This window comes from Nitrosomonas sp., from assembly GCF_021731985.1.
GTDB lineage: Bacteria > Pseudomonadota > Gammaproteobacteria > Burkholderiales > Nitrosomonadaceae > Nitrosomonas.
In genome coordinates this window covers 24,389-50,791 of sequence record NZ_JAKFWH010000067.1, presented here as the reverse complement: position 1 = coordinate 50,791, position 26,403 = coordinate 24,389, and the positions used below count along the sequence as shown (strand labels likewise).

General features: G+C 43.3%; 24 protein-coding genes and 1 tRNA gene. 8 read left to right on the top strand and 17 right to left on the bottom strand.

Going from position 1 to position 26,403, the window contains the following annotated elements; translation table 11 throughout:
* Positions 1 to 106: 106 nt before the first annotated feature.
* The 15 genes from QZ942_RS10400 to QZ942_RS10330 all read right to left on the bottom strand — a co-directional run bounded on the left by QZ942_RS10400 (position 107) and on the right by QZ942_RS10330 (position 14,086).
* Entirely contained in the window at positions 107 to 433 is a 327-nt protein-coding gene (locus QZ942_RS10400; RefSeq protein WP_292995304.1) for a type II toxin-antitoxin system PemK/MazF family toxin, read from the bottom strand.
* Positions 426 to 656 (bottom strand): CopG family transcriptional regulator, encoded by a 231-nt coding sequence (locus tag QZ942_RS10395; RefSeq protein WP_292995302.1) that lies wholly within the window; start codon positions 654 to 656, stop codon positions 426 to 428. Before QZ942_RS10395 ends, QZ942_RS10400 begins: the two co-directional genes overlap by 8 nt.
* 257 nt (positions 657 to 913) lie before the next feature.
* Entirely contained in the window at positions 914 to 1,462 is a 549-nt protein-coding gene (gene ppa / locus QZ942_RS10390) for an inorganic diphosphatase (RefSeq protein ID WP_292995300.1), read from the bottom strand.
* A 269-nt stretch (positions 1,463 to 1,731) separates the two neighbouring features.
* Complete coding sequence (locus QZ942_RS10385) at positions 1,732 to 2,325, bottom strand: AAA family ATPase (RefSeq protein ID WP_292995298.1); 594 nt, start codon at positions 2,323 to 2,325, stop codon at positions 1,732 to 1,734.
* The gene (locus QZ942_RS10380; RefSeq protein ID WP_292995296.1) at positions 2,322 to 2,738 is read right to left on the bottom strand and encodes a hypothetical protein; all 417 of its coding nucleotides are present in this window, start codon (positions 2,736 to 2,738) and stop codon (positions 2,322 to 2,324) included. Before QZ942_RS10380 ends, QZ942_RS10385 begins: the two co-directional genes overlap by 4 nt.
* A 69-nt stretch (positions 2,739 to 2,807) precedes the next feature.
* Complete coding sequence (rlmKL, locus tag QZ942_RS10375; protein WP_292995294.1) at positions 2,808 to 5,003, bottom strand: bifunctional 23S rRNA (guanine(2069)-N(7))-methyltransferase RlmK/23S rRNA (guanine(2445)-N(2))-methyltransferase RlmL; 2,196 nt, start codon at positions 5,001 to 5,003, stop codon at positions 2,808 to 2,810.
* A gap of 80 nt (positions 5,004 to 5,083) precedes the next feature.
* The gene (locus QZ942_RS10370; protein WP_013967076.1) at positions 5,084 to 5,296 is read right to left on the bottom strand and encodes an RNA-binding S4 domain-containing protein; all 213 of its coding nucleotides are present in this window, start codon (positions 5,294 to 5,296) and stop codon (positions 5,084 to 5,086) included.
* On the bottom strand, positions 5,293 to 5,538 hold the full coding sequence (locus QZ942_RS10365) for a VF530 family protein (RefSeq protein WP_292995293.1): 246 nt from the start codon (positions 5,536 to 5,538) through the stop codon (positions 5,293 to 5,295). The genes QZ942_RS10370 and QZ942_RS10365 overlap by 4 nt, the downstream gene beginning before the upstream one ends.
* A gap of 263 nt (positions 5,539 to 5,801) precedes the next feature.
* The gene (locus QZ942_RS10360) at positions 5,802 to 6,455 is read right to left on the bottom strand and encodes an NAD(P)H-dependent oxidoreductase (RefSeq protein ID WP_292995292.1); all 654 of its coding nucleotides are present in this window, start codon (positions 6,453 to 6,455) and stop codon (positions 5,802 to 5,804) included.
* Between the two features lie 54 nt (positions 6,456 to 6,509).
* A complete protein-coding gene (locus QZ942_RS10355) occupies positions 6,510 to 7,232 on the bottom strand; it encodes a DUF2971 domain-containing protein (protein WP_292995291.1) in 723 nt (240 codons plus the stop codon).
* 158 nt (positions 7,233 to 7,390) lie between these two features.
* Positions 7,391 to 8,833 (bottom strand): magnesium transporter, encoded by a 1,443-nt coding sequence (mgtE, locus tag QZ942_RS10350; protein ID WP_292995290.1) that lies wholly within the window; start codon positions 8,831 to 8,833, stop codon positions 7,391 to 7,393.
* Positions 8,834 to 9,428: 595 nt separating this feature from the next.
* Positions 9,429 to 10,247, bottom strand: coding sequence for a shikimate dehydrogenase (gene aroE, locus QZ942_RS10345; protein ID WP_292995288.1), 819 nt, complete (start codon positions 10,245 to 10,247; stop codon positions 9,429 to 9,431).
* Between the two features lie 74 nt (positions 10,248 to 10,321).
* Complete coding sequence (locus QZ942_RS10340; RefSeq protein WP_292995286.1) at positions 10,322 to 11,239, bottom strand: energy transducer TonB; 918 nt, start codon at positions 11,237 to 11,239, stop codon at positions 10,322 to 10,324.
* A 240-nt stretch (positions 11,240 to 11,479) separates the two neighbouring features.
* Complete coding sequence (locus QZ942_RS10335; RefSeq protein ID WP_292995284.1) at positions 11,480 to 13,336, bottom strand: RNB domain-containing ribonuclease; 1,857 nt, start codon at positions 13,334 to 13,336, stop codon at positions 11,480 to 11,482.
* A gap of 285 nt (positions 13,337 to 13,621) precedes the next feature.
* Positions 13,622 to 14,086 carry a DUF721 domain-containing protein gene (locus tag QZ942_RS10330; RefSeq protein ID WP_292995282.1) on the bottom strand — a complete coding sequence of 155 codons (465 nt, stop codon included), beginning with the start codon at positions 14,084 to 14,086 and terminating at the stop codon, positions 13,622 to 13,624.
* Between the two features lie 35 nt (positions 14,087 to 14,121).
* Between QZ942_RS10330 and QZ942_RS10325 the strand changes: the two genes are divergently transcribed.
* The 8 genes from QZ942_RS10325 (at position 14,122) to QZ942_RS10290 (ending at position 21,993) form a co-directional block, all read left to right on the top strand.
* Complete coding sequence (locus tag QZ942_RS10325; protein WP_292995280.1) at positions 14,122 to 15,039, top strand: M23 family metallopeptidase; 918 nt, start codon at positions 14,122 to 14,124, stop codon at positions 15,037 to 15,039.
* A gap of 251 nt (positions 15,040 to 15,290) precedes the next feature.
* A complete protein-coding gene (secA, locus tag QZ942_RS10320; protein WP_292995278.1) occupies positions 15,291 to 18,023 on the top strand; it encodes a preprotein translocase subunit SecA in 2,733 nt (910 codons plus the stop codon).
* 215 nt (positions 18,024 to 18,238) lie between these two features.
* Complete coding sequence (petA, locus tag QZ942_RS10315) at positions 18,239 to 18,847, top strand: ubiquinol-cytochrome c reductase iron-sulfur subunit (RefSeq protein ID WP_292995276.1); 609 nt, start codon at positions 18,239 to 18,241, stop codon at positions 18,845 to 18,847.
* A complete protein-coding gene (locus QZ942_RS10310) occupies positions 18,848 to 20,083 on the top strand; it encodes a cytochrome b N-terminal domain-containing protein (RefSeq protein ID WP_292995274.1) in 1,236 nt (411 codons plus the stop codon). It begins immediately after the preceding gene.
* 5 nt (positions 20,084 to 20,088) lie between these two features.
* On the top strand, positions 20,089 to 20,814 hold the full coding sequence (locus tag QZ942_RS10305) for a cytochrome c1 (RefSeq protein WP_292995272.1): 726 nt from the start codon (positions 20,089 to 20,091) through the stop codon (positions 20,812 to 20,814).
* Positions 20,815 to 20,861: 47 nt separating this feature from the next.
* Positions 20,862 to 21,461: a glutathione S-transferase N-terminal domain-containing protein gene (locus QZ942_RS10300; RefSeq protein WP_292995270.1), complete on the top strand. Its 600-nt coding sequence runs from the start codon at positions 20,862 to 20,864 to the stop codon at positions 21,459 to 21,461.
* Positions 21,458 to 21,886 carry a ClpXP protease specificity-enhancing factor gene (locus QZ942_RS10295; protein ID WP_292995268.1) on the top strand — a complete coding sequence of 143 codons (429 nt, stop codon included), beginning with the start codon at positions 21,458 to 21,460 and terminating at the stop codon, positions 21,884 to 21,886. Before QZ942_RS10300 ends, QZ942_RS10295 begins: the two co-directional genes overlap by 4 nt.
* Before the next feature lie 31 nt (positions 21,887 to 21,917).
* Positions 21,918 to 21,993: transfer RNA gene (locus QZ942_RS10290), tRNA-Thr, on the top strand.
* A gap of 247 nt (positions 21,994 to 22,240) precedes the next feature.
* On the opposite strand, the gene QZ942_RS10285 is transcribed toward QZ942_RS10290, so the two are convergent.
* Both QZ942_RS10285 and QZ942_RS10280 read right to left on the bottom strand, forming a co-directional pair.
* A complete protein-coding gene (locus QZ942_RS10285; RefSeq protein ID WP_292995266.1) occupies positions 22,241 to 24,574 on the bottom strand; it encodes an ATP-binding protein in 2,334 nt (777 codons plus the stop codon).
* A gap of 1 nt (position 24,575) precedes the next feature.
* Complete coding sequence (locus tag QZ942_RS10280) at positions 24,576 to 26,324, bottom strand: metallophosphoesterase (protein ID WP_292995264.1); 1,749 nt, start codon at positions 26,322 to 26,324, stop codon at positions 24,576 to 24,578.
* Between the last annotated feature and the right edge of the window lie 79 nt (positions 26,325 to 26,403).

Genomic DNA, 26,403 nt, shown 5'->3' with positions numbered 1-26,403 from the left:
TTTTAAGCCTAACTCTTTTCGAAAAAATACCTATCGATCAATTGGTTAAAAATACCGATGTGCAAATAACCATGTCGAACAATAATAACCAACTGAATCTATTCAATTAAATCTCCGGACACTTCTGAGGATGAATATACTGACTTTCCAGTTTTCCTTGTTTTTTGCCAATTCTTGAAACATCAACAGCACGTAATTGCTTAAGATTGATATGACGGTTTTTATCCAAACCGTTTACTTGGGTTGGTTCCAGGTTTACAGCAAAAGGCCATGGTTTATGGTTCGGTAGCAGCGGAGCAACAATCAGTGTTCTGGATTGAATATTCACAAGATCACCTTGAACAATTACACATGGTCTCAGTTTCTTGGTTTCTGCACCCTTTGCCGGTTCAAGATCAATCCAGTGAATATCCAGTTGCTTGAATTCAGTCATTGGTCAGGCCATCGGATAAGGTGCTTTCCCATGACTGCAATTCTTCCTGATAGTCCGCATCTTCGGCTTCTTCCTGATTTGCTTTGATTAATGCTTGCTTGAGAGAATTATTACGTTCCTGCCTCAAAAGTTCATTGATGTAAGCGCTACGGTTATCGCCGGCAACATGATTCAGAAATGCGAAAATTTCATCATCCAGAGTGATGGTGGTTCGATGTGTCATAATTTAACTCACACTTACGAGAAGACAATCTGATCATACGAAGAAGTATGATCGTTGTCCAGTACGGCAGGATGTGTTAGCGCAAGAAAGGTGCATCAATCGTGAAAGAATGGGTATCAGTCATTCAATGCGCAATCTATATGGTTGATTGCCAAAGATTCCTCACCGCGTTCGGAATGACAAATATGGATTATTCCGCGAACTTGGGGGAATAACTCACCAGAACAGTGCAACAAAATAGTTCTGGAAGTCATAATCTAGAACATTGGCTTATTACTCGTTGAATTAAAACGCTGTATCCCGGCAAGAATTTCTGATTTTGCCGATTCGACACCGTCCCATCCTTGGATTTTCACCCATTTGCCTTCTTCCAGATCTTTGTAATGCGCAAAAAAATGAGCAATTTGAGATCGAACCAATTGCGGTAAGTCTTCGCAGGAATTGATGTCTTGATAAAGATTACATAATTTGTGGATTGGCACGGCTAGCAATTTGGCATCTTCTCCTGCCTCGTCAGACATCCTGAGCATCCCGAGCGGTCGGCAGCGCACGACAACGCCGGTAATCAGCGGTACGGGTGATATCACCAAAACATCCACAGGATCACCATCGTCGGATAAAGTGTGCGGGATATAGCCATAATTGCAGGGATAATGCATGCAAGTTGACATGAATCGATCAACAAACATTGCGCCTGTTTCTTTATCAACTTCGTATTTAATGGGGTCTGCATTCATCGGAATTTCAATAATGACATTGAAGTCATTGGGAATGTCAGAACCCGAACCCACACGATCAAGATTCATTTTACCTCCATAAAATTAGCATTAACAGGCCGTTGAAAAACTATCTGCGTTGCCGCTGCGGTGTTAAAAACAGGCTAAAAATGCTCATTTATTATGCATAAACTGCGCTTTTTCGCCTGTTTTTGCCTTGCATCGGCTGCCTCGAATACGTTTTTCAACGGCCTGTTAAAGTATAACGATAAGTATTGACTCTGTGCTGCTTTCGGAAGAAGTCCGATTTATTTGAATTCCCAACACATTATCCTAGAAGCTGCAGCATCGCGCGTATTTTATTTTTCCACAAAATAATCCGCCAGTAATTCCCTGGCCCAATCGGGTAGGGCATATTGCAGAAAATTAGTCTGGCCGTCGCGGATAGCAGCGACTTGCTGAAAAGGATTGTCTGCGCGTGAATTATCCAGAATATAAACCCGATCGCATAACGGCAGTGTTTGTTTGATAAGTTTTAGCACCCTGGGAATCCGGTTAACCACTTTTTCATCCGGAACATAATGCCCGCCCTCGCTAACGCGTTGCGCTATGCGCGCCTGATTGAGTGAAACATCACCCAGGTGAATAAACACCAAAATGATTTCATAGCCGAGCGTTTTTGCTTGTGCGACAAAATCTATTTTTGAGGGATGCGAGAACACGGTTTCAAAACAAAAGCTTCGTCCTTCCCGCAACAATTGTGATCGCATCTGTCCCGCCAGCGTTGCCGCATCATAACTATGCGATTCCGGGGCATGCGGATAAAGCAGTTTGGCCACGATATCGGCATTAACAAACGGCATGTCCATTGGTGCCAGCCGCGTGCGGTAAAAAGTGCTTTTACCTGCGCCATTTCCACCGGTCAGCACCCAAAGTTGTTTTTTTGTACTCAAGCTGCCGTTTCATTTATTTCGATAAATACGCCGCCCTGAAATTTTCCGGTTTTTATTGTGCCATCCGGATTAATCTGCTCCAGATAACCAGGGCGCGTTACTGAGACTTGATACTTTAACGGGCTGCTTGTCACCGTTTGCGGGAGTATTCCGCTCGCACGCTCAGCTTCTAGCGACTGAAATACTTCGCCGGGATCAATCGGTTCACTATGAACGGGTTCAACTCTGATTTTTGCCAGTCCTGCTGAAATCGACAGCAGGTCATCCGGATCCAGCATCTTGGACACATTGCATCCAATTTCCGCCCAATATTCAATTTGCTCAGCCGTACTACGATGAAACCGTTCCCCCGTCAATGCCGCAGCCTGCATCAAATCTTCCTGTAAGCGGATCGGAGAAGCTGACTTTGTCATGGTTTTACCTCATTGAGGAATAGTAATCGTCGTATTGTAGCAGTCTGCTACAAAATTCGCCATGATTGCTCAGCAAGAAATTTTCCAGCAATAATGAATTTTAGCATCGCGGGCGAAATCCTCCGGTATCATCTTTGCGCTGATGTCTTCAATGACCCAATCACTTAGCGCTTCTTTGTCCATTTTGAAACGGCGGAAGTTGGTTGAAAAATACAAGATTCCGTCCGGCGCCAGCAAGGCTGCGGCGTTACGGATCAGTTGCACATGGTCTTTCTGGATGTCGAAAGCTTCGTCCATTTTCTTGGAGTTCGAGAAAGTAGGCGGGTCGAGAAAAATCAAATCGAACTGCGGTTTGGTTTTTGCACCGGCTTGCTCGACCAGCCATTGCGCGCAATCGGCGCGCACCAGCTTGTGATCTCCGTGAATATCATTGAGGACGAAATTTCGTCTGGCCCAATCCAAATACGTGTTGGACATATCCACTGTAACACTCGATGCCGCGCCACCGATCGCCGCATGTACCGTGGCGCTGCCGGTGTAGGCGAATAAATTTAGGAAGCGTTTGCCTTTGGTTTGCTGCTGAATCAACAAACGCAGCGGCCGGTGATCGAGAAACAGGCCGGTGTCCAGATAATCCTCGAAATTCACCCAAAACTTGCAGCCGCCTTCTTCCACAACATGAAAGCGGCGGGAATCGCCTTGTTTTTCATATTGATCGGTACTTTTCTGCTTGCGGCGTATTTTTAGAAACACCTGATCCGAAGGAATTCCCAGCACTTTGGGTATTTCCGCCATGATTCCGGCCAGCCGCAGATTGGCTTTGGCGGGATCAATCGTCTTCGGCGATTCGTATTCCTGCACGTTGACCCAAGTCTGTTCGCCTTGATACACATCCACGGCCACCGCGTATTCAGGCAGGTCAGCGTCGTATAGCCGATAGCAATGCACTTGATTTTGTTTGGCCCACTTGGTCAGTTTTTTCAGATTCTTGCGCAAGCGGTTGGCGAACATTTCCGCTTGGCTGTCGACTTGCCCGGATTGGGCGCGGCGGCTGATGTGTTCGATGCGCTCCTGTTGCGATTTGGCTTTCGGTTCAAAGAAAGCTTTTTCCTCAATGGTGAAACGCAATAGCTTGCACTCCAGCGCGCCATTGAACAGTGTGATCGGCTTTTGCGAACGGATGCCCAATCTAAAACCCAGTTCCGGATTGCCGATGATCATCGCCGCTTGCCAACCGGCGAAGCGTTGCTTTAATACTTCACCGAACTGACGGTAGAGCAAGGCGGCTTGTTCTTCATCGCCGAGCCGTTCGCCATACGGCGGGTTGCAGACGATCAGCCCCTTTGCCCAGCTTTCCGCCGCCGATGCATCGGCAATGTCGCGTTTTTCGATGTGGATTTTTCCGGACAATCCGGCGTTTTCGACATGTTGCAACGCGGCGGCAACGGTGCGGCGATCCTGGTCGAAACCGACGATCACCGGCAATTTGCTAAGTCCAATCTCGCGGCGCTGCTGCGCATCGTCCCAAACGCTTTGCCAGAGCACGGCATCGTGCTGCTTCCAGCCGAGAAAACCGAAATAATCGCGCTGCAACCCCGGCGCGATATCCCCGGCGATTAACGCGCCTTCAACCAGCAGCGTGCCGGAACCGCACATCGGATCGAGTAGCGAGCCGCCTTGCGCGGCAATTTCCGGCCAACCGGCACGCAGCAAAATGGCCGCGGCCAAGTTCTCCTTGATTGGCGCGTCAATGCTGATTTCGCGGTAACCGCGCTTATGCGAACTCTCGCCGGATAAATCCAGGCTCAACTGCGCGGTGTCATTGTGCAGATAGACGTTGACGCGGATGCTCGGGCGCTCGGTATCGACATTGGGGCGGCTGCCAAACTTGGCGCGTAGCTGATCGACGATGGCATCTTTGACTTTGAGCGCGCCGAAATGCGTGTTGTTGATCGCCGGATTATTCTTGCTGTTAAACGATACCGCCAGGCTGTCGTCAGCGTTCAGATGCTCAGACCAGTCGATGTGTTGCACGCCATCGTAGAGATCCTGCTGCGATTTCACCTCGAAGCTGCTGAGCAACAATAAAATGCGGCTGGTAGTGCGCAACCATAAGCAGGCATGATACGCCATCGCCAGATCGCCTTGAAAAGCCACCCCGGCCATTTTTTGCTGCACGTTTTGCCCGCCGAGCGCTTGGATCTCATTGGCGAGTATGCCTTCCATCGCTTTCGGCGTGGTGGCGAAGAGTTGGTATTGCGTCATGGTTCGCGGCTATGGTCTGGATAGTCGCGTAGGATACTCGAATGTGCTGCCACCGCGCTGGCTTTTTTGAACCGGATGGTTCAGGGTGTTACGGTGATTTGCTCCCGGGCATATTCCACTACTTGGCCGTTGCGGATCTTGCAGGTTTTGCGCAACTCAACCTGACCATCCACTTTGACCTTACCTTTGGCGATCACCACCTTGGCCGCGCCGCCGCTCCCGCACAGGCCGGTGATCTTTAGCAGATCATTCAATGCAATTGTGTCGTGGCCTTTTAGACTGAATTCACTCATGGTTTACCTTGTTTCAATTGGATGTAGAGGGCTTCGACTTTTTCTCTGGCCCACGGCGTCTTACGCAAAAATTTTAAACTGGACTTGATGCTGGGATCTTGCTTGAAGCAATTGATATCTACCCTTTTGGCCAGCCCCTCCCAGCCATAGTGCGCATGCAGCTCGATCAACAGCGCTTCCAGGGTAACGCCTTGCAAGGGGTTTTTGGTTTGCGGGTGTTGGATATTTTCGGGGCTGGGCATAGTGACAGGGGTAATCGTTAACTGGGTTGTATTATACGTGGAGCAATCGCTTGAGCATGAAGCAATTGAAACACCCGCCAGACATTTTCCCTATTCAGCGTGCAGCCTGCGGGAGCGATGGTTTGCATTGCGCTGTTGGGCAATTCATTCACTAAGGGAACAAAATAATTGTCATTTCGAGCAGAGCGAGAAATCTACGCTGTTGATTCCAAAAGATTCCTCACTGTGTTCGGAATGACAAAGATGGGTTATTCGGATTTCCCTTAGGGAGCATTTCTTTGCGCCGGATCTCTTTTGAATGCTGGCACCAGTTTGTGCGGGTCGATTTCGTGCCGTTGATTTCTGGCGGCGGATGCCCACCAGGTAAGCTGCGTGAAGGTTCTAGCGAAATAGCTCATCCATTTTTCCGCATCAGCCTGCTCAAGAAAACTTCCATCCTCGGCGAACACTTCATGCGCCTTCGGAACATGAATCATCGCCGAAACCGGCAAACAACCCAGCTCAGATAGGAAAGACCGCATCCCTACCGCCGCCCTAACACCGCCCCATTGTCCCGCCGAGTAAGTGACAATCGCGCTGGGTTTATACGAAAACAGCGAACTGCCGAAGTGATTGAGCAAATGCGCCAAAGCCGGGCTCAGCGAATGATTGTATTCCGGACTCACCATGACATAACCATCCGCGGCTGCAATTTTGTCTGTTAAGGTCTGGAGTTGAGGGGGCGCTTTGCCCTGTGCGTAAGCAAAGTATGGCTTGAATATGGAACCAAGATCAAAATCCAGCGGATCGATCAGCTCCGCTGAAATGTCACCTTGGTGAAGCTGCGCCATACAAGCCCTCGCGACTCTCAGACCCAACCGGGGAGGGTTGGGTGGTGCGCTGTCTCGGATTGTGCCGAGGAAAACCAGGAGTTTCATCGATATTCTATGAAAAGTTGGTATAACTTTTGGGATGTCCGGTTGACTGGTGGGTTAGATCCGGATTTTATGTGATGGAGCATCATAGAGTGGCGACTTGTTTATTTTGCCAAGAAACTTGATTTCATTTTTCAAGTAATGTTGATATGCCGCAAGTTTATTTGGATTGATTCTGGGGTCAAACGCAATTTCTACTACTAACTGAAAAGGGTCTATCTTCACAGGATGAATATCAGATTCTGGTTTGGAATTTAGCGAAAAATAAATAACTCGAATTTCACTCTCATGGGAAAATGCTTTCCTTTTGATTAAAAGTGTTTTGACAATATTCTCAATAACATCATTGCCTTGGTATATTAATTTTGAGTTCCATGTCTCTTTCATTTGCCCAAGAATGTATTTTTTACTCCTGTACTCAACTTTCCCAATAAAAGCATTTTCAATTCCAACACTTTCTACTAAATTGGTAAGAATTTTTTCAACAGTTGATTTAATTTTTACCCCAGATTTGTCTGGTGAATATATTCTCCACATGGCATCGGAATCTTTTCTACTAGTCCAGCATTGTCCATATAGATCATCACGATTGCCGTGATATGTTTCATAACCATCTTTGTCTATAGTAAAAGACTTAAGAATGCAATTTTCGAAAGGATCTTCCCAATTGCTAGGCTTGACGAGTGTGAGCTCTTGTTTCTTAAAAATATCTACCAATTTATCAAAAGAGAGTATCCGGTAGATTGGCAGAGTTATTTCTTTTATATTGATAAGTCCCATGATATTTTGGTTCTAACGTGTTGTATACGACATTATTTGTCCAATAATACTTAGAGGGTGTCGTGTCGTCATGATTAATAATCGATATCTTGTTGTTAAAACGTATTAAAGTTTATAGCAATCGGACAAATGATGTCAGCCAATATGCCATCGTTTGTTTACAACAAGAAAATAGTCGCCAGACCCAGAAAAATAAAGAATCCGCCACTATCCGTCACGGCAGTAATCATCACGCTGGAGCCAATTGCCGGGTCGCGGCCGAATTTGCGCAGTGTCAGCGGGATCAGTACACCGAGCAGCGCTGCCAGCAGTAGATTCAACACCAGCGCCAAGGTCATGACCAGCCCGAGTTCGGCATTCTGGTAAATGGCAAAGGTGAACAGGCCGACGATGGTTCCCCAGAGCAGGCCGTTGACAATACTGACACCGACTTCTTTGGTGATCAATTTCCAGGCGCTGCTGGTATTGATTTGATCGAGCGCCAGCGCGCGCACGATCATGGTGATGGTTTGGTTGCCGGAGTTGCCGCCAATGCCGGCGATAATCGGCATCAGCGCGGCGAGCGCGACCAGTTTTTCGATCGAGTCTTCAAACAAGCCGATGACGCGGGAAGCGATGAAAGCGGTGACCAGGTTGACGGCGAGCCAGATCCAGCGGTTTTTGACGCTCTTTAAGACCGGCGCAAAAAGATCTTCTTCTTCGCTCAAACCGGCTAAATTCAACGCTTCGTTCTCGGCTTTGTCGCGGATGAAATCGATTACGGTGTTGACGGTGACGCGGCCCAGCAGTTTATCGTTCTCATCGACCACGGAAGCGGAAACCAGGTCATAACGCTCGAACGCATTGGCCGCCTGCTGAGCGACATCGTCTGGTTGCAATTTGATTATTTCGTTGGTCATGACATCGGCAACGAGGGTATCCGGATCGCTGACGAGCAGGCGGTTAATCAGCAATACGCCTTTTAACTGTTCATCCCGGTCAACCACGAAGAGCTGGTCGGTATGATCCGGCATTTCGTCCCACATGCGTAAATAACGCAAAACCACTTCCAGCCGGACATCTTCACGGATCGTGATGACATCAAAATCCATTAAGGCACCGACGGAATCTTCCGGGTACGACATGGCGGAACGCAGTTGTTCGCGTTCTTCCACGGGGAGCGAGCGGAAAACATCGTCCATGACTTCCTGCGGCAAATCGGGCGCAAGATCGGCGATCTCGTCGGCATCCAGATATTCCGTCGCCGCAACCAGTTCCTGATTGTGCATGTCGGTAATCAGTGTGGCACGCACGGCATCGGAAGTTTCCAGCAAAACTTCTCCGTCCCGGTCCGATTTGACCATGCTCCAGATCAGCAGCCGGTCTTCCAGCGGCAATGCTTCCAGAATCAGCGCGATGTCCGCAGGGTGGAGTTGATCCAAAAAGGCTTGCAGCTCGGACAGATTTTGTTTCTGTACCGTGGATTCAGCCAGCGATTCATCCGGCGCATCCTGTAAATTCACCAATCCTTCGACCAGTTTGTATTTGCGCAACAGGTAAGTTGCCTGTTGTTGCGGGGTCGGTGAATTTTCCTGATCGTCGTTGTTATTTATTTCGGTCATAACGGATTGTCGCTTGCAAGACAGTTTGTATTATTGTGAGTTAGCCCAGCGCGTTTATACGCTGAACAGTTTGCAGTTTGATGACCGGAAAGTATAACCCTCCCTACGATGTCAATACCATTAAATTATCCGATGGATAGTGAAATCATTGAAGGAGTCTCTGATTAAGTCCTTCGGCAGGCTCAGGACGAACGGTAATATATTGATTACGTTCGTGGTGAGCTGTCGAATCATGGATGTAATCAGTCAGGGAGCTACTGAATTATTCGTCGCACTGGCGAAAGCCGGTGCCCAGTACTTTTGATTCTTCTGGATTCCGGCTTTCGCCGGAATGACACACTCCTAATAATTCAGCGGCTCCTTAGATTAGATTTCTTAAAGAATCTTTGAATCACTGTCATTTCGAGCAGAGCGAGAAATCTGTACTTGCTAATTGCCAAAGATTCCTCACTATGTTCGGAATGATAAAGGCGGGTTATTCAGAGATTGCTTAAGAGAGCTTTGATTAAATCCTTCGACAGGCCCAGGACGAGCGGTAAGATATTTCTTCAGAACTGCTTTTAATCGGAAAAGCATCTGCCCGTGCAGCATGCATTCAGATCTGTGATTTCAGCATGGCGATCACCGGTTTTGTTTGGGGACGGATGCCGCGCCATAGAAAGAAGGATTCAGCCGCTTGTTCCACCAGCATGCCGATACCGTCGGTTATCTGACGCGTGCCATTTTGTTGTGCGAATTTGAGAAAACGCGTGGGCTCCTGGCGATACATCATATCGTAGGCGAGAGTAGCCTGCGCAAAAACACCGGCGGGTATTTCGGGCAGCGCATCGTGCAGGCTGGCGGAAGTGGCATTGATGATGATGTCAAAATGGGCGTCGGCGAAATGCATAAAATCGCCTGCAACACTATTGCCGTAGGGACTGAACTGTTCCTGAAGTGCTACTGCTTTTTCAGGGGTGCGGTTAGCAATTGCCAGCAACGAAGGTTTCTGTTGCAGCAGCGGCAGGATGACGCCCCGTGCGGCGCCGCCAGCACCGAGCAGCAATATGCGTTTTTCTGCAAGAGGAATTCCCAGATTGCACTCGATGTCGCGGACTAATCCTGCGCCATCAGTGTTATCACCGAGAATTTCATTGTTTTCGAATTTAAGTGTATTGACCGCCTGCGCGATGGTCGCCCGTTCGGTTAAACGGGTGGCCAGCCGGTAAGCTTCCAGCTTGAATGGCACAGTAACATTCAACCCCTTGCCGCCTTGCTGACGGAAGCTTTTCACAGTCGCCTCGAAACCATCCAGGGGAGCCAGGAGCGCGCCATACTGCATGGATTGCTGTGTTTGTTGCGCAAAGGTTTTGTGGATTAGCGGTGATTTGCTATGCGAAATGGGGTTGCCAATTACGGCATAAGAATCGAGCATGGCTAGAGAAATACTTGGTTAAGTTGGAAGTTGGAAGTTGGAATTAGGAACCGTCTCCGGTTGCCCATGAATAACTATTGGCTCAGCAGCATATCCGAAGCTGCAAAGACCCAGGTTCGGGTAATATGCAGGATATCCGTATCCTGACTGATATCCGGTGGGAAAGGCGCAAATCCATTTTGTCCGGCGAGTTTCACAATATTGATGGCAGCATCGTCCAGGATTTTTTCTCCGGATGAGCGATTGATTTCAATCGACTCCACACTGCCATCCGCCCGAATGCTGACGGTAAGCTGTAAGTTGCCGTAGAGCTTATCTTTTCTGGCGGCTTCGGGGTAATTCAAGTTGCCGATGCGCTCGACTTTCATGCGCCAATCCTCGACATAGCGCGCAAATCGGTATTCTTTGGTGCGCGCGCCGACAAATTTGCGTTTCGGACGCTTCTGATAGTTATCATGATCTTGATCAATCTGTGCTCTGAGGCGGACGATATCAAGACTACGGAGCAATAACTCAGCCGGATCTGTTGTGATTTGTTTGCTTTCGGCTTCGTTCTTGTGTTCGCTGGGCTGTTCGATTTGCGGGGTATCGCCGACCGCAGCCATCAGTTTCTTGGCTTCCTGTTCCAGTTGCTTAACTTTTTGTTGCGCTACGTTGTTATCGATAACGGGTTTGCTTTTGGGTAGTACCGGAAAGGGTGTTTTTGCCCGGCGATCGGCATCCGTATTGCCGCCGCCGTCCAGATTATCTTGCGCAAGCAATTCGGTTTCTTTCGGTTTGGTCAGTGTTTTGTTATTAACCAGAACAACTTCCAGGGATGAGGCAACTTTGTCGAATTTCGGTTGGGGAAACTGAAAAGTCACACCGAAAAAAATGATGATATGCAGTAGCATGGAAGCAACCATCGCTACACCCATGCGATTGGTTTGGGAAGATAGATAACCGCCCAGCGTTGCTGGTATGGTTTTGTGTATTTGAATAGTAACAGCCAAAGGGTTAAGCCTTGAAAATTAAGTCTTAGTCAGGAGTCTGTCGGACTTAAGGTTAATCTGCTGCGCCAGTGGGAGAACGGTTCATATTTCCTCAATTTCTCGTTACATAGATCGACTATGCGCCTAAAAATAGAGAAAATACGCACTCGGCTCGCTACGATTGCTTAAGTCCGACAGATTCCTAGTTCATGCAATTATATTATTTTAGGAAACAGATTCATCATAAATTTGGAGAATAGCTTATGCATCCTGTTTTTGTAGGAATTCTGCATGCAAGTTGCGCTCCAGCAGATCGACTCCAGATAATTTAAGTTTGATGTATGTATTGGGTGCCATATCGGGTAGTGAGGGCACTCGTGTGATGAATGGAATATGATCAAATTTCACTAAATTTTCTTTAATGACCTGTGCGTTAATGATTTGAATTTTTTCCTGCAATAACCAGCGCAAACACCAATAACGTTCCATCGACCGCTGGAATTCGCTATAAATCCCATAGGCTGTTTCAAAGTCTCGCATCGCGATTAAAAGACTGGTGCTCTCTTTGCTATAGTGTGGCGGTTCAGCGCGCAACATGGCAATGAGTTGCCGCTGATTAATCAGATCAACATAACGTCTCATCGGGGAACTGCTCCAGGCATATTGCGAGACACCCAATCCCTGGTGAGGGGCTGGAGATGTGCTCATCTTAACCTTGCCGTTGGCTTGGCTGCGAAAGATGCCGGTAATGCCCGCGTCGGTCAATTGTTTTCCCCACTCCGTATTGACATAAATCATCAGCTCAGACACGACTTTATCAATGGGTGATCCGCGCCGGCGTTCGCTGATTGTGATGTGGTCATTGTTGATTTCAAAACTGTAATCAATTTTGTCATTATTCGTATCACTGGCTTTGCCGCGTTGGTTTTCCATCTTGCAGGCAAATTTCCACAGCAGGCTTAATTCCTTGCTAAAGGTGTGTTCAAAATCGCCTTTGCTTAATGTGGCTTCATTGAAATACTGCTCGAGTGAATTGTGACGTAAATTTGCTGCAATTTTTATTTTCTCAATCCGGCTTTCTGTGCTTTTGACGGTAAAATCATCCGATACATCAAGATACAGGGAGAGCACAGGGCACAACCGGTTTTCTGCTAATGTGAAGTGATTGATGGTGACTTCCGGCAGCATGGTGATTTTATTTCCGGGCAGATAAACCGTCGATAGGCGCGAGGAGGCGGCTTTATCGAGTGTTGACTCGGGAACGATTCCCAATGCTGGCGCGGCAATATGGATACCGATGCGGAAACTGCCAAATGCTAAGGGTGTAACAGAAAAAGCATCATCAATTTCTGTCGTTGAAGCATCGTCGATACTGAACGCGGTCACATCTGCGATGGGTAAATCGGAAAAATCGTTCGATGCTGGATGCGACTCGAGTTCACCAAACTCGATGCCTTCAGGAAAATATTCCCAGATAAACTGATTGAAATGGTAATCGTGTGAGGATGGAATGGCGCCACACTTTTCCATCAGTTTCACAACGGTGAGTTTTTTTTCTGTACAGACCGCTTCGAGTGCTTTCCACTCAACCGAGTTTTTATCCGGTTTGTAGAGTAAATTAGGGATGCGCGGTTTAAATTCGCCGGGCAGTACAAACTGGTTTAATTGTTCCATATAGCAGGCTTGTTGTGCTGCTTGCAGGCGCTTTCTTTCCTGACCGGCTAAAGCCGCTTTCAGTGCATCCGGTGGCGCGGCTTTGTAGCGTCCGTGCCCTTTTTTATAGAAATACATCGGCGCATTCTGCAGCAGGAGCAAAGTGGCAGCAGCCTCAACCGGGCTGGGTGTATGGCCAAAGTAATCGGTTGCCAGGGTATCGCTGGCAAATTCGGTATCCTGTATGCAGCATTCCCAGAGAAAATCCGGATCCAATTCATCGGCTATTTTTTGCACATGATTCATGAATTCGGATAAAGGCGGCGCATCAAATCGGAATAGCACGGACGTTGCTTTGATCTTTGATCGTTTGCCATGCACAGCCTCTATCTGTAACGAGGTATTGTTGTCAGCCAGTATGGCGCCTACCTTAAAGGTTCCAGCTTCTTCGTAAAAAACATTCATAAGATTGTTTTTATCATTACGGTCGGATAGTTTGAACAGAACTGCATCGGGAGAGATTGAGCCATCATCGGAAAATTAAAGGTTTTGACATACAATTTATGAAGGTTTTTTGTAATGTATAAACCTGATCAACAATTCTGCATTATATACGAGACGTTTGCTAAAGATAAAAAGCAGTAGACAATTGTTGCCAAAAATAGTGCCAGCCTATTTCGAGGAACCGGCTGGAACTGTTGACAGGGCCTCAGAATACTGCAGGTATTTAAAAAGGGGAAGTGATGGGATTTAATCGTTTTTGTGTTTTTTTACAAATGACTGAATCGTGTTTTTTAGCTCGGAATCAGGCAGTGTTGTGGCTAATTGACTTAAACAGTCTTTTCCGGTCTGACTCAATTTTAATTTTTCCTTGGTATATCCTTTGTCTGCAAGTGTTTTGGTGTTTTTAGCAAAGTTATGTGCTTGCACCAAAATTTGAATTGAAGTAACTTCCCATCCTAGTTCTTGCAGCTTGAGCAGCACTGAGGGCGAAATTTGCTTAAGTTTTGAAGCAATAGCGCCATTCTCAGCCATTATTGTCAGCCTGCCATTCGAAGTTCGGCTTAGGGTGCAATGCTGCGCTAATTGCGCGGGAACAAGTTTAGAGAAGATTAATTGATCTGCATATAATTGATGAGCTAAAGAGAATAAGTTTTCATATTCAGGCGTCTTGCCAAGAAGATTAAGATAAGAATTAACTTTATAAGAGGTCATGTGGTTATTTAAAAAATATCCAATGAATAAAAAATATGAATATTATTTTTATTTCTGATAAATCAGAGCGAGCGAGAAAGATAACATTAACCGGGCTACACATTACATTATTAATAAGTGCTTTTCTATTCGTTATCGTAACATTAGCACTGAGTTTAAATTTTGTTTCACTGCGCTACGCTGATCGGATCGATGCGCCAGTTTTAAGAGCGGTATTAGTCAATCCTCAAGAGGAAAGACATCAAAAAATTCAAACCCATCTGCAAGATAATTTAAATATAATGGCCATTAAGTTGGGCCAGATGCAGGCGCAGTTATTACGCTTAGACGCACTGGGTGAGCGTTTGGCAGAATCTTCCGGCATCAAGTCGCGAGATTTCTTATTTAATGCAGTGCCGGGGCAAGGCGGCGCACGGACTGATCATTCGTCTGAAGAATTAACGTTTACTGAATTTAATCATAAGCTCCAGGAATTATCGGACATGTTGAATGAAAGGACAGATAAGCTGGGTGCACTAGATTCTTTATTGCGTCATGATAGATTAACAAAATATGTTCTGCCTTCTGAAATGCCAGTTGAAACAGATTGGTATTCTTCTGGCTATGGATACCGAATTGATCCATTTACAGGGAAGAGAGCATTTCATGAAGGTGTGGATTTTTCCGCTGAGATAGGCACGCCGATAAAAGCCGCAGCCGGTGGCGTGGTGGTCTATTCAGATCGACACGCTGAATATGGTAATATGATCGAGATTGATCATGGAGATGATTTGGTGAGTCGTTATGCGCACGCGTCGAAACGTTTGGTAGAACTGGGACAAGTCGTGTTGCAGGGGCAGAAGATAGCTGAAGTAGGCAATACGGGGCGCTCTACAGGCGCGCATCTGCATTTCGAGATAAGACATAGAGACAAACCGCTTAATCCATCCAAGTTTTTGAAAAAAACGAGCTAAACTGAATTTAAGGAATTGCTGATTATTCGTGCATGAATCTTTAGTGTTGAGTAGTCTTCAGTTCATCGTTGCGCATTTTAAATATAGAGTAGCCTTCGGCGGTGAGTTTCGTTTTATGCCAAGAGATTTTAGTTCACCCTACAAATATTATAAATTTAGTTGATAATTCATTAAAGTATTTCTGTGGGTGAGGTAAAATCTCACCCTTTGTTTTTTAAACTAATTGTTTAAATAGAATTTCTAGAGACATTATGCTAAGTAATCTACTTAAGAAGATTTTTGGTAGTCGTAATGACCGGATGGTTAAGCAGTATTTTCAAGCCGTGCGTACTATTAACGAGCTGGAATCAGCTATCGCAGGTTTGTCGGATACTGCATTACGTGCTAAAACAGATGAGTTCAAGCAGCGCATTCATGATGGAGAATCTTTGGATGTGTTATTACCAGAAGCATTTGCTGTGGTGCGTGAGGTGGGTAAGCGGGTTCTGGAAATGCGCCATTTTGATGTGCAGCTCATTGGCGGCATGGTATTGCATGAGGGCAAAATTGCTGAGATGCGTACTGGTGAGGGTAAAACCCTCATGGCAACTTTACCCGCATATCTGAATGCGCTGGCAGGTAAAGGTGTGCATATTGTCACTGTGAATGATTATTTGGCAAAGCGCGATGCGGATTGGATGGGGAGAATTTATCAATTTCTCGGAATGAGCGTGGGTGTGATCTATGCGCAGATGCCGCATAGTGATAAGCAGGCTGCTTATGCTGCAGATATTACTTATGGCACCAATAACGAGTACGGATTTGATTATTTGCGCGACAATATGGTGACGCATGCTTATGAGCGTGTGCAACGTTTGCTCAATTTTGCAATTGTGGATGAGGTGGATTCAATCCTGATTGATGAAGCACGTACGCCGTTGATTATTTCGGGTCAGGCAGAAGGCGATACAGAAATATATGTGCGTATTAATGCCCTAATTCCTAAGCTGACTCGCCAGGATACAGAAGAAAGTTCAGGTGACTATAGTGTAGATGAAAAATCTCACCAGGTTACGCTCAGCGAAGCTGGTTTTGAACATTCAGAGAGACTGCTGGCAACAGCTGGTTTACTGAAGTCAGGCACCAGTCTTTATGATCCAGCCAATATCAATTTAATTCATCACTTGAATGCGGGGCTGCGCGCACACAATTTATATTTTTTCGATCAAAATTATGTCGTGCAAAATGGTGAAGTAATTATCGTTGATGAATTTACCGGTCGTTTGATGGCAGGCCGACGCTGGTCCGATGGGTTGCATCAGGCCGTAGAGGCGAAAGAAGGCGTTGCAATTCAGAAAGAGAATCAGACGCTGGCGTCTATTACTTTTCAAAATTATTTTCGTATGTATCAGAGATTATCGGGTATGACCGGTACTGCCGATACCGAGGCTGCTGAGTTCCAGCAAATCTATGGGTTGGAGACGGTTATCATTCCGACGCATCGTCCGATGATTCGTGATGATCGTATGGATCAGGTGTTTCGTACAACGAAAGAAAAAAATGAAGCAATTATTCAAGGAATCAAGGAATGTTATGAGCATGGGCAACCAGTTCTGGTGGGTACAACATCCATTGAGAATAATGAGCTGTTGTCCAAGTTACTGGAACGGGAGAAACTGCCACACCAGGTTTTGAATGCCAAACAGCATGCGAGTGAAGCGGGTATTGTTGTGCAAGCTGGTCGGCCTAAAATGATTACCATAGCAACAAATATGGCAGGCCGTGGTACGGATATTGTATTGGGTGGTAATCCAGAGCCGGAGATAGAGCGGATACGGCATGATGAAAAATTAAGTGAGGAAGAAAAAGAAAAGTATATCAATGAAGCTTATGCGAGATGGGAAGTGGCTCATGAAGAAGTTTTGAGTAAAGGCGGTTTGCACATTATTGGTACTGAGCGACATGAGTCTCGTCGAGTGGATAATCAGTTGCGTGGACGTTCAGGCCGGCAAGGAGATCCAGGGTCCAGTCGTTTTTATCTTTCACTTGAGGATCCTTTGCTGCGTATATTTGCGTCAGATCGTGTTGCCAATATTATGACGCGTCTTAAAATGCCCGAAGGGGAAGCTATTGAACATCCGTGGGTTACTCGTGCGATTGAAAATGCTCAGCGTAAAGTAGAAGCGAGAAATTTTGATATGCGCAAGCAACTGCTGGAATTTGATGATGTGGCTAATGATCAACGTAATGTGATTTATCAACAGCGCAATGGATTATTAGAAGAAGATCATGATATTTCAGAAACGATCACGGCAATACGTGAAAATGTTTTAAGTAATTTATTCAGCTTATATATTCCCCCCCAAAGTGTTGAAGAGCAATGGGATGTACAGGGTTTGGAAAAAGCGCTTGCGGCGGAATATCTGTTGCACTTTCCTTTGCAAGAGTGGCTCGAGAAAGAGCCAGAGTTACATGAAGAAAACTTGTATGAGCGTATTGTTGAGCTTGCTAATGAGCAATATCAAGCAAAAGTGGAGAAGGTGGGCGCTGAGCCGATGCATCACTATGAGCGTGCTGTAATGCTGCAAAGTTTGGATTCGCATTGGCGGGAACATCTGGCGGCATTGGATCATTTGCGCCAAGGTATACACTTGCGTGGTTATGCACAGAAAAATCCAAAGCAGGAATATAAACGCGAAGCTTTTGAGCTTTTTACCAATATGCTCGAAGCGATCAAGAACGAGGTCTCGAAAATACTTTTGACTGTGCAAATAAAGAGTGAGCAGCAGGTAGAGGCTGTGGCGGAGTCGCTAAGATCACCAGAAAATATACAATTTCATCATGATTCCTACAAGGAATCCCTGGCCGAGGAAACCGAATACGAGCGAATTCAAGATGAGAAAGTGCAACCTTTTGTGCGGCAAAACGAGAAAGTTGGCCGCAACCAATTGTGTCCGTGTGGTTCCGGTAAGAAATATAAGCAGTGCCATGGAAAGGTTAAATAGTTACTCAAGAAAGCAGACTGCCATGTGTGTGTTTTGTTGGCTTGCTCCATTGAAATACTTTTAAGTCCTCTATAATCCTTAATATGGTTATGGTATACTGCGCGCTTTTGTAGTTTATAGTTTGTAAATTTGCTCGTGAAAGTGGTGGGAAGTAGGTAAATTTTCCTTTTTATCGATAGCCTTACATGAAAATATAACTGATGGAATAGTCGAATATGGCTGATAGTTTTAGCATCCCTGATCAAATGAGCGGCAGAAGAAAATTCTTGGTCGCAGTAACATCCGTAGCAGGCGGTATTGCGGGAGTTGCAATTGCAACCCCCTTTGTGATGAGTATGATGCCTAGTGAAAGGGCTAAAGCGGCCGGGGCGCCAGTAGAGGTTGATATATCAAAGCTTGAGCCTGGCATGCTTCTGATGGTCGAATGGCGCGGAAAAGTCGTATGGGTTTTAAACCGTACTCCGGAAATGCTTGAGACGCTTGTGAAAGTAGAAGAGGAGCTAGCCGACCCGAATTCAGAAAAACCGCAGCAACCGGAATATGCTCAAAATCGTACGCGATCAATCAAACCGGAAATTCTCGTTACTGAAGGTGTGTGCACACACTTAGGGTGTTCTCCTGTATTTAGGAAGGAGATTGCTCCTGCGGATTTGGGTCCAGATTGGTTAGGCGGATTTTTCTGTCCTTGTCATGGATCAAAATTTGATTTGGCTGGCCGCGTGTATAAAAGTGTACCGGCTCCAACTAATATGGTTGTTCCTCCTCATGTATATTTGAGCGATAGCCGTCTTTTAATTGGAGCTACAAGCGAGGGATCTGTGTAAATGAATAAGATAATTGAATGGATCGATAAACGATTTCCATTAACGTCAAATTGGAAAGCACATCTTTCCGAATATTATGCCCCTAAGAACTTTAATTTCTGGTATTTTTTTGGCTCATTAGCCTTGTTGGTTCTGGTTAACCAGATACTTACCGGAATTTTCCTCACGATGAATTATAAGCCGGATGCCGGTATGGCATTTGCTTCTGTTGAATATATCATGCGTGATGTGGATTATGGTTGGTTAATTCGATATATGCATTCAACAGGTGCTTCCATGTTTTTTGTCGTGGTTTATCTGCATATGTTTCGCGGAATGATGTACGGTTCTTACCAGAAACCACGGGAGCTCTTGTGGCTAGTTGGTATGGCAATATTCCTTGTGTTGATGAGTTTAGCTTTTACTGGATATATCTTACCTTGGGGACAAATGTCTTACTGGGGTGCACAAGTGATTGTGAGTATGTTTGGAGCAATTCCAACTATTGGAGAATCTCTCCAGCAATGGGTGCTGGGTGATTTTACACTTTCGGATGTTGCGCTGAATCGTTTCTTTGCGTATCACGTTGTAACATTGCCTTTGATAATGTTAGTTCTAGTGTTCGCACATATTCTAGCGTTGCATGAAGTTGGATCAAATAATCCAGATGGCATTGAAATAAAAGCAAATAAAAACCCAAAAACGGGTATTCCTGTCGATGGAATACCATTTCATCCTTATTACTCTGTAAAGGATATAGTCGGTGTTGTGGTGTTTTTAATGGTATTTTGTGGAATTGTCTTCTTTGCTCCGGAAATGGGCGGGTATTTCTTAGAATACAATAATTTTATACCTGCAAACACATTGCAAACGCCAGATCATATAGCGCCGGTATGGTATTTCACACCTTATTACTCCATGCTTAGGGCAGTGACTGTCAATTTTCTATGGGTAGATGCAAAGTTGTGGGGTGTGATATTGATGGCTGCTTCTGTGGTTATCTTTGCTTTCTTACCTTGGCTAGATAGAAGTCCGGTTAAATCGATACGCTATAAAGGTAAATATTTCAAGACAGCCCTAACGCTTTTTGTGATTAGCTTTTTCGTATTGGGTTGGCTCGGAACAAAATCTCCGACTCCTTTATATACTTTATTAGCGCAAATCTTTACAGTCATCTATTTTGCTTTCTTTATTTTAATGCCATGGTATAGCAAGATAGATAAAACAAAACCTGAGCCCAAAAGAGTAAAAGAGTAAAAAAAATGAAGAAAATAACAATTGTTATATTTATCTTATGTGTGGCTCCATTTAGTGACTTGTTCGCTGCTGAGTCTGGTATGGCATTAGATAGTGCTCCAGTTAGTACAACTGACAATGCTTCGTTACAACGTGGTGCAGAGAGTTTTGTTAACTACTGCCTAACTTGTCATGGTGCAAGCTATATGCGCTATAACCGTCATCGTGATATCGGATTTACTAATGAAGAAATACTGACTAAGCTGGTATTTACAGGTCAGAAAGTTGGCGGTCTGATGGAATCTGCAATGCAGAAAAAAGAAGGTGAGGTATGGTTTGGTGTTGCGCCGCCTGACTTATCAGTAATAGCGCGCTCGCGAGGAGCGGATTGGTTATATACTTATCTGCGGGCTTTTTATCGTGACGACTCCACTGCGACTGGATGGAACAATCTTGTTTTTGATCGTGCAGCAATGCCACATGTTTTTTATCAATTGCAGGGTGAGCAGAAATTGATTGTTAAAACAAGTGATAAAGGTGAGCAGAAGACCTTGGTGCTTGATAAACAAGGTGAAATGACGAAGGCGGAGTTTGATAGCTTTGTCGGCGATTTAGTTAACTATCTGGTTTATCTAGGTGAGCCTCACGCAAATGCCCGTAAGGAGTTAGGGCTTACAGTCATGGCTTTTCTTTTAGGTATGCTGATTTTATCCTATGCACTAAAAAGAGAATATTGGAAAGATATTCATTGACATAAAACTTGCTGAATATATTGTAACGAAGTTCGGGAATAGAAGTTATGATGACACTATATTCAACAATTACATGTCCATACAGCCATCGTTGCCGGATAGTTCTGCACGAAAAGGATATGGATTTTCAGGTAATTGACGTCGATCCAAATAATAAATCAGAAGACTTGGCTGTAATGAGTCCTTATGGAAAAGCACCGGTACTTGTGGAACGCGATCTTGTGTTATATGAATCAAACATCATTAATGAATATATTGATGATCGCTTTCCACACCCGCAATTAATGCCAGCAGATCCCGTAATGCGAGCTCGTGCGCGTTTGTTGTTGTTCCGTTTTGAACAAGAATTGTTTTGTTATATCAATGCGTTTGATGGTTCAGATCAAAAAGAAATTGATAAGGCTCGTACTGTGATAGCAGATAATCTGACGATTATATCTCCGATCTTTGAGAAACAAAAATTCATGCTTGGTGATGAATTTTCAATGCTTGATGTTGCGATAGCGCCTCTACTGTGGAGACTTGAACATTTTGGAATTCGTCTTCCTAAACAAGCGGCGCCGTTACTAAAGTATTCGGAAAGGTTGTTTAGTCGGCCGTTATTTATTGACGCATTATCAGCTTCAGAAAAAATAATGCGGAAATGAGCACCAATTCAACGAAACCCTATTTAATTCGCTCAATTTATGATTGGTGCATTGACAGTGATTTTACCCCTTATGTATCTGTAAAAGCCTATCCGGATTTAGATATCCCAATAGAGTATATAAAAAATGGCGAGATAGTTTTTAATATAAGTGCAAAAGCCGTGCATGAGCTTATCATTAATAATGATTTTATCAGCTTCACTGCACGATTCAATGGTGTGCCAAGAAAGCTAGAGATACCGCTCGCCGCTGTTAAGGGTATTTTTGCGAAAGAAGTAAATCAAGGAATAGCATTCTCCTCTGATAATAAAGAAGTGGAGAATCAAGGAATGCCAGATAACGAACAACAAAATAGTACGATCCAAAATTCTTTAACTTATCAAACAAAAAAATCACGCAAACCCAATCTTCGCATAATCAAATGACTTTAGTATTTGGGTTTGGTCATATTAAGTTGCCGACATAGCTCAGATGGTAGAGCAGCTGATTTGTAATCAGAAGGTCCCGAGTTCGATTCTTGGTGTCGGCACCATAAAAACAATAACTTGAAATCTATATCTTATTTTTGTTATATCTATGTAGACGCAATGTAGACAGGAAATAGAATGTAACTAGCAGATAAATAGTCTGTACCAAAAAACAGATAGTAAAGTAAGTTAAATTTGGCGCTAGAATACTTCACGTTCGATTCTTGTTATTTTCGTCACAAAATCAAAAAGCTAAAATTCCTGGCTAATTGCTCTATATTATGTGGAAACTAAAGATGCTTGAGTTGCATTTTATTCTGTAACTAATTCTTCTCTGGCAGCCCAAGATCTTGCGCCTTCAATATCAACAAGTTCATGACGAATTTGTAATTTAATGGGACTCCCATTATCTTTAGGAACTATGAAATCTACTATTGAAGAAGGAACAAATAAATATAATGAATCTGAATAGCTATGAATTTTCATTGTACTTAGTTCTTCTGAACCATGTGATAGCTTACCGTCATTTGTGGTAGTGATAATTCTGTCTAATGTAATATCAAATAAAAAAGCCGAGCTCTGAAGATCTGATACTTGCCAGGTGACTCTATTTGCAAACCAGAGAACAACGAATGAAGGAAATGTTTTTAGCAAATCTCCAAATGCATTTGTCGCAGTTTGTGGTAATTTTATATAGTAACCTTCGAGGCCTGTATTTTTAGTTTCATCAATTATTCGTAATATTTTTGGAGAGGACTTCGTAATAGTATTCGCAAATTCTTTTTCTTCTGATATTTCTTCTTTAACTCCCTCATCCTGAGTAATTGTAACTTGAGTAATATCTGAACTTCTCATTACAGATATACTCGCACCGCTTCCTCTGTAATTAGGTTTAGCATTTTTATTAAGTGGATTAATTGTAGAAATTTCAATATCGGAAGGTAGCAACTCCCATAATTCGATATGTGATTTGCTATATGAATCGAAATTAACAGATCCTGTTCCGAAAAATTTGGTACTTTGTCTTTTCAGGGTGTCTGAAAGGTATTCTCTGCAAAATGCTTCAATCAGTGAAGTAAGCAATGATGAGTATCCAAGAGGCTTGAGCTTCTGAAACTCACCATGTCTAGTATCTAAAAAAACAATTGTCTTACCAGATTCTTTTTTATTGCTCCAATAAATTGGAGCATCTAAGGATAGTTTTCCAGTAACAAATTTGTAAGAAGGGGGATTAAATAGCTTTCTAATTACATAATCGAGTTCAGATACTATAGTTTTTTCAAATCTATCAAGTTCGTCATAAATTTCTAAGCATTCGAGTAAATCATCAAATCTCTCAGCACCACATATACGAGTAAGATACGTTTGTTCTGCCTGGCGACGCTGTTGACCAACCGATATTTTGATAATAACGTGTCCCCTTGCAGTTAATACTTCTGATGCAGCAGTTTTTGCTGCAGAGTTTGTATAAAAAACTCTCTTTCCTTCTTGTGAAAGCTTTTTTAATTCTCCAAGCGCATAACTTTGACCGTCAATTGTTGAAACTTTTAGTAACCCAAGCTGATCTAGCTTTCCCTGATTAACAAAACTTGGAAGCATTCTAATATGGTTGGCGAGCAAATTTGAATCTGTCAAAATTGCTGGCGACACAATTTCTTCAATTGCCCTAATTATTTTGGTCAATCTACTTAGGGAAGTATCATTTAGTGAGTCTCGCCCAGCGGTTGGTTGAAAAATATTGCTGTCAAAATATCCCGATGCTCCTATTGTTGAACTAATATTTACCGGACAAATCCTAAATCCTTGCTTAAAAATATCTATGACCCCGCTGTTTAGCTTTAGTACAGCTTCACAAGGATTACTTACCTCATTAATAATAATATCTGATATGTAAACAACCAGGGTATCACTTTCATCTGCTGTAACCTCCACTTCTAATGAAAAGCCGTCTTTATCGTATTTCTTTAATTCTAGAACAGTTTTTTGTTCTTTCTCTTTCTGTTTTTTAATAGATTTGTTCGATATTAATTGATCATCAATATAAACAGGTTCCCGTACATATTGGATATATTCTTCTATATAGCTGATTAATTGTTGTTTATCAAATCCGGCTTCTCTATATCCCTTAACAATTGTTCCTCTTTCTTTGACTTCGTGAGATTCAACATATGATACTTTCGGAAGCCCCCCCTGATTATTTGAGAATGATTCTTTAGAAAGAGAGGTTTTATGGGCAGATTCGCAAGAATTTGTTTTAGAAATCACTTCTAAGGTTTCACAAACTCCAAAATTTGCGAATCCACCTATGCCAAATGTTCCTATACATCCTGCTTTTCTAGCCTCATCATTATTTTTTCCACTTGCTCCCATAGTCCAAAAATTTTGCTCTAATCCAGCTCTATTCATTCCAATGCCATTGTCTATAATGGAACAGGTATTGTTTTTAATTAGAATGTCTATCCTATAATCTGGATTGTCTGACGTTTGCTGATCTCTTAATGCTTGTATGCGAATGGCATCGATAGCATTTTGTACATTCTCTCTTAGAAAGGCATGCTCAGTATCGTAGATCCTTGCAGCTATAGTCTGCAAAATTCTTTCAAAATCTACCTTTACTGAGAATGATTTGTCGTTTTCATTTGTCATATCACATTACCTTTTCTACTAATTGCCTATTCCCTGTTTGCCCCGCAATAGCTCTTGCTAAATGACGTGCTTGAACTATGTCTGCACCGAGCTCAAAAGCTTGCAAAATTGTAGTTTCTGCATCCGGATACATTTTGATTTGATAGTATGCATGTGAAAGAAGTAATAATTCTTCTCTATCTAAATCTGGAAGGGCTTTTAAGTCGCATATATTTAACTGAATATTTTTGTTGGATTTTTCTGTAAGTGCTACTTCCAGCTTTTTTCTTTTTAGATACCTTTTTTCACCGTTCTTTAGATCAACACCATGCTCCCATTTTTCAATTAAATTGTAAGCACTATCAAATTCTCTTGTAGATATAAAATCCATGATTGAGTCATCGAGACTATTTATTGCATTATTCGAAGAAGTATTCAGAAGCTTGTTCAGTAGCATTCCAGACTCTTGATCCAATGCCCTAAGCTCATCTGTTAATTTTGTAATAGATATTAGTGACATTTCAAGACTTAAAACTATTCTCTTAAATTGTGCTTCCCAATCAGTGGCTTCCCAAATATACTGGAAGCAAGTAAGCCACTGTAATTGGTCTATGAAATCGACTATCTCTTCATTTCTATGATCAAGATTCGCTGATTTGTTTAAAAGTACATATTCATCTTGAAATTTTCGAGGAACATCTGCTTTCAAATTCATTATTATGCAAGAAATATAATTTGGGTATTCAGTCACTATAGAAGTGACAAGCGAATAAATTTCTTCAGAATTCAAAACGGGAGAGAGTGCTAAATTCCATGAATTTGTTCCACTCAAATTCCAACTATTTGTTGCTCCCGAATAAGAATGGGAAAATTTCTCCCCTTTGCCAGTAAGTAAGTTCAACTTCCCAAAGGAATATGAGTTGACTGATGCTCTAGATTCGTAAGCAGCTCCTGCAGTAAATATAACTAATCGATCATTGTTTTTTTCTATTGAACTTATGTCTCCTTGATGCACATGTCCTCGAAAAACGATATGCGTATCTTCGATCAAGGTGTTTTCTATAAGTACTTCCTCAAATTCTTTAAGCCAAGATACCGGATGGTGTATAAGTGCAACTACTAAGTGTTCGAAATGATTATTATCTATGCAATTTTTAATTTGCTGTAATCCAACAGCTAAATTCCGGCAGTCCGTGTCATCATGAGCGAGCCAAGCGGAATCTAATAACAATATTTTTATTTTTATAGATTTCAACTCTATTGTAATATTATGGATAGAGCTATCATCGGTGTATATTTTTTTTGATCTATTGGCATTTACAAAATCTCGGTAGTTTTTTTGCCTCTTGTATAAAGTTTTTAACCTTTTTGGATTTGAGTAAATTCTATCAAGTTCCGTAAGATTTTTTATTGATGCGCGTGCTCCTACGATAGCATCTTCTTCTTCACTTCTTTCAATATCGTGATTTCCTGGTACAAAAAATATATGATCTTTTTCTACAAGGGTGACTTCAAGTAATCTATCAATAAAATCTTGAGCAATATCAAATTCTGCTTTTTTTCCAGAAAAAGAAATATCTCCAGTTACAAATATTAAATCTGGCCTAGATTCCCCTGAGTATTTCCTCTCAATGTCATTAAGCAGGTTATTTAATACAAGGTCTTGAGACCACTTGATATTTTCTTTACAATGAAAATCTGAGATATGCAGCCACTTTAATTCTTTAGGTAATCCTTGCGCCTCATGCACTTGTTTTTTCTTATGTTTCATAGGTAACTGTATTGTTCTTATGATAAATGCGCATTAATTAATTTTATGGGTCAGCGTAAAACTATAAATACTAAATGCT

Coding starts and splice junctions, on each gene's coding strand:
- QZ942_RS10300 (WP_292995270.1), top strand. CDS start 20,862: ATGATGACACTATATTCAACAATTACATGTCCATACAGCCATCGTTGC.
- QZ942_RS10295 (WP_292995268.1), top strand. CDS start 21,458: ATGAGCACCAATTCAACGAAACCCTATTTAATTCGCTCAATTTATGAT.
- QZ942_RS10365 (WP_292995293.1), bottom strand. CDS start 5,538: ATGCCCAGCCCCGAAAATATCCAACACCCGCAAACCAAAAACCCCTTG.
- aroE (WP_292995288.1), bottom strand. CDS start 10,247: ATGCTCGATTCTTATGCCGTAATTGGCAACCCCATTTCGCATAGCAAA.
- secA (WP_292995278.1), top strand. CDS start 15,291: ATGCTAAGTAATCTACTTAAGAAGATTTTTGGTAGTCGTAATGACCGG.
- QZ942_RS10305 (WP_292995272.1), top strand. CDS start 20,089: ATGAAGAAAATAACAATTGTTATATTTATCTTATGTGTGGCTCCATTT.
- QZ942_RS10310 (WP_292995274.1), top strand. CDS start 18,848: ATGAATAAGATAATTGAATGGATCGATAAACGATTTCCATTAACGTCA.
- rlmKL (WP_292995294.1), bottom strand. CDS start 5,003: ATGACGCAATACCAACTCTTCGCCACCACGCCGAAAGCGATGGAAGGC.
- QZ942_RS10370 (WP_013967076.1), bottom strand. CDS start 5,296: ATGAGTGAATTCAGTCTAAAAGGCCACGACACAATTGCATTGAATGAT.
- petA (WP_292995276.1), top strand. CDS start 18,239: ATGGCTGATAGTTTTAGCATCCCTGATCAAATGAGCGGCAGAAGAAAA.
- QZ942_RS10355 (WP_292995291.1), bottom strand. CDS start 7,232: ATGGGACTTATCAATATAAAAGAAATAACTCTGCCAATCTACCGGATA.
- QZ942_RS10325 (WP_292995280.1), top strand. CDS start 14,122: ATGAATATTATTTTTATTTCTGATAAATCAGAGCGAGCGAGAAAGATA.
- mgtE (WP_292995290.1), bottom strand. CDS start 8,833: ATGACCGAAATAAATAACAACGACGATCAGGAAAATTCACCGACCCCG.
- QZ942_RS10400 (WP_292995304.1), bottom strand. CDS start 433: ATGACTGAATTCAAGCAACTGGATATTCACTGGATTGATCTTGAACCG.
- QZ942_RS10380 (WP_292995296.1), bottom strand. CDS start 2,738: ATGACAAAGTCAGCTTCTCCGATCCGCTTACAGGAAGATTTGATGCAG.
- QZ942_RS10360 (WP_292995292.1), bottom strand. CDS start 6,455: ATGAAACTCCTGGTTTTCCTCGGCACAATCCGAGACAGCGCACCACCC.
- QZ942_RS10285 (WP_292995266.1), bottom strand. CDS start 24,574: ATGACAAATGAAAACGACAAATCATTCTCAGTAAAGGTAGATTTTGAA.
- QZ942_RS10330 (WP_292995282.1), bottom strand. CDS start 14,086: ATGACCTCTTATAAAGTTAATTCTTATCTTAATCTTCTTGGCAAGACG.
- QZ942_RS10335 (WP_292995284.1), bottom strand. CDS start 13,336: ATGAATGTTTTTTACGAAGAAGCTGGAACCTTTAAGGTAGGCGCCATA.
- ppa (WP_292995300.1), bottom strand. CDS start 1,462: ATGAATCTTGATCGTGTGGGTTCGGGTTCTGACATTCCCAATGACTTC.
- QZ942_RS10395 (WP_292995302.1), bottom strand. CDS start 656: ATGACACATCGAACCACCATCACTCTGGATGATGAAATTTTCGCATTT.
- QZ942_RS10280 (WP_292995264.1), bottom strand. CDS start 26,324: ATGAAACATAAGAAAAAACAAGTGCATGAGGCGCAAGGATTACCTAAA.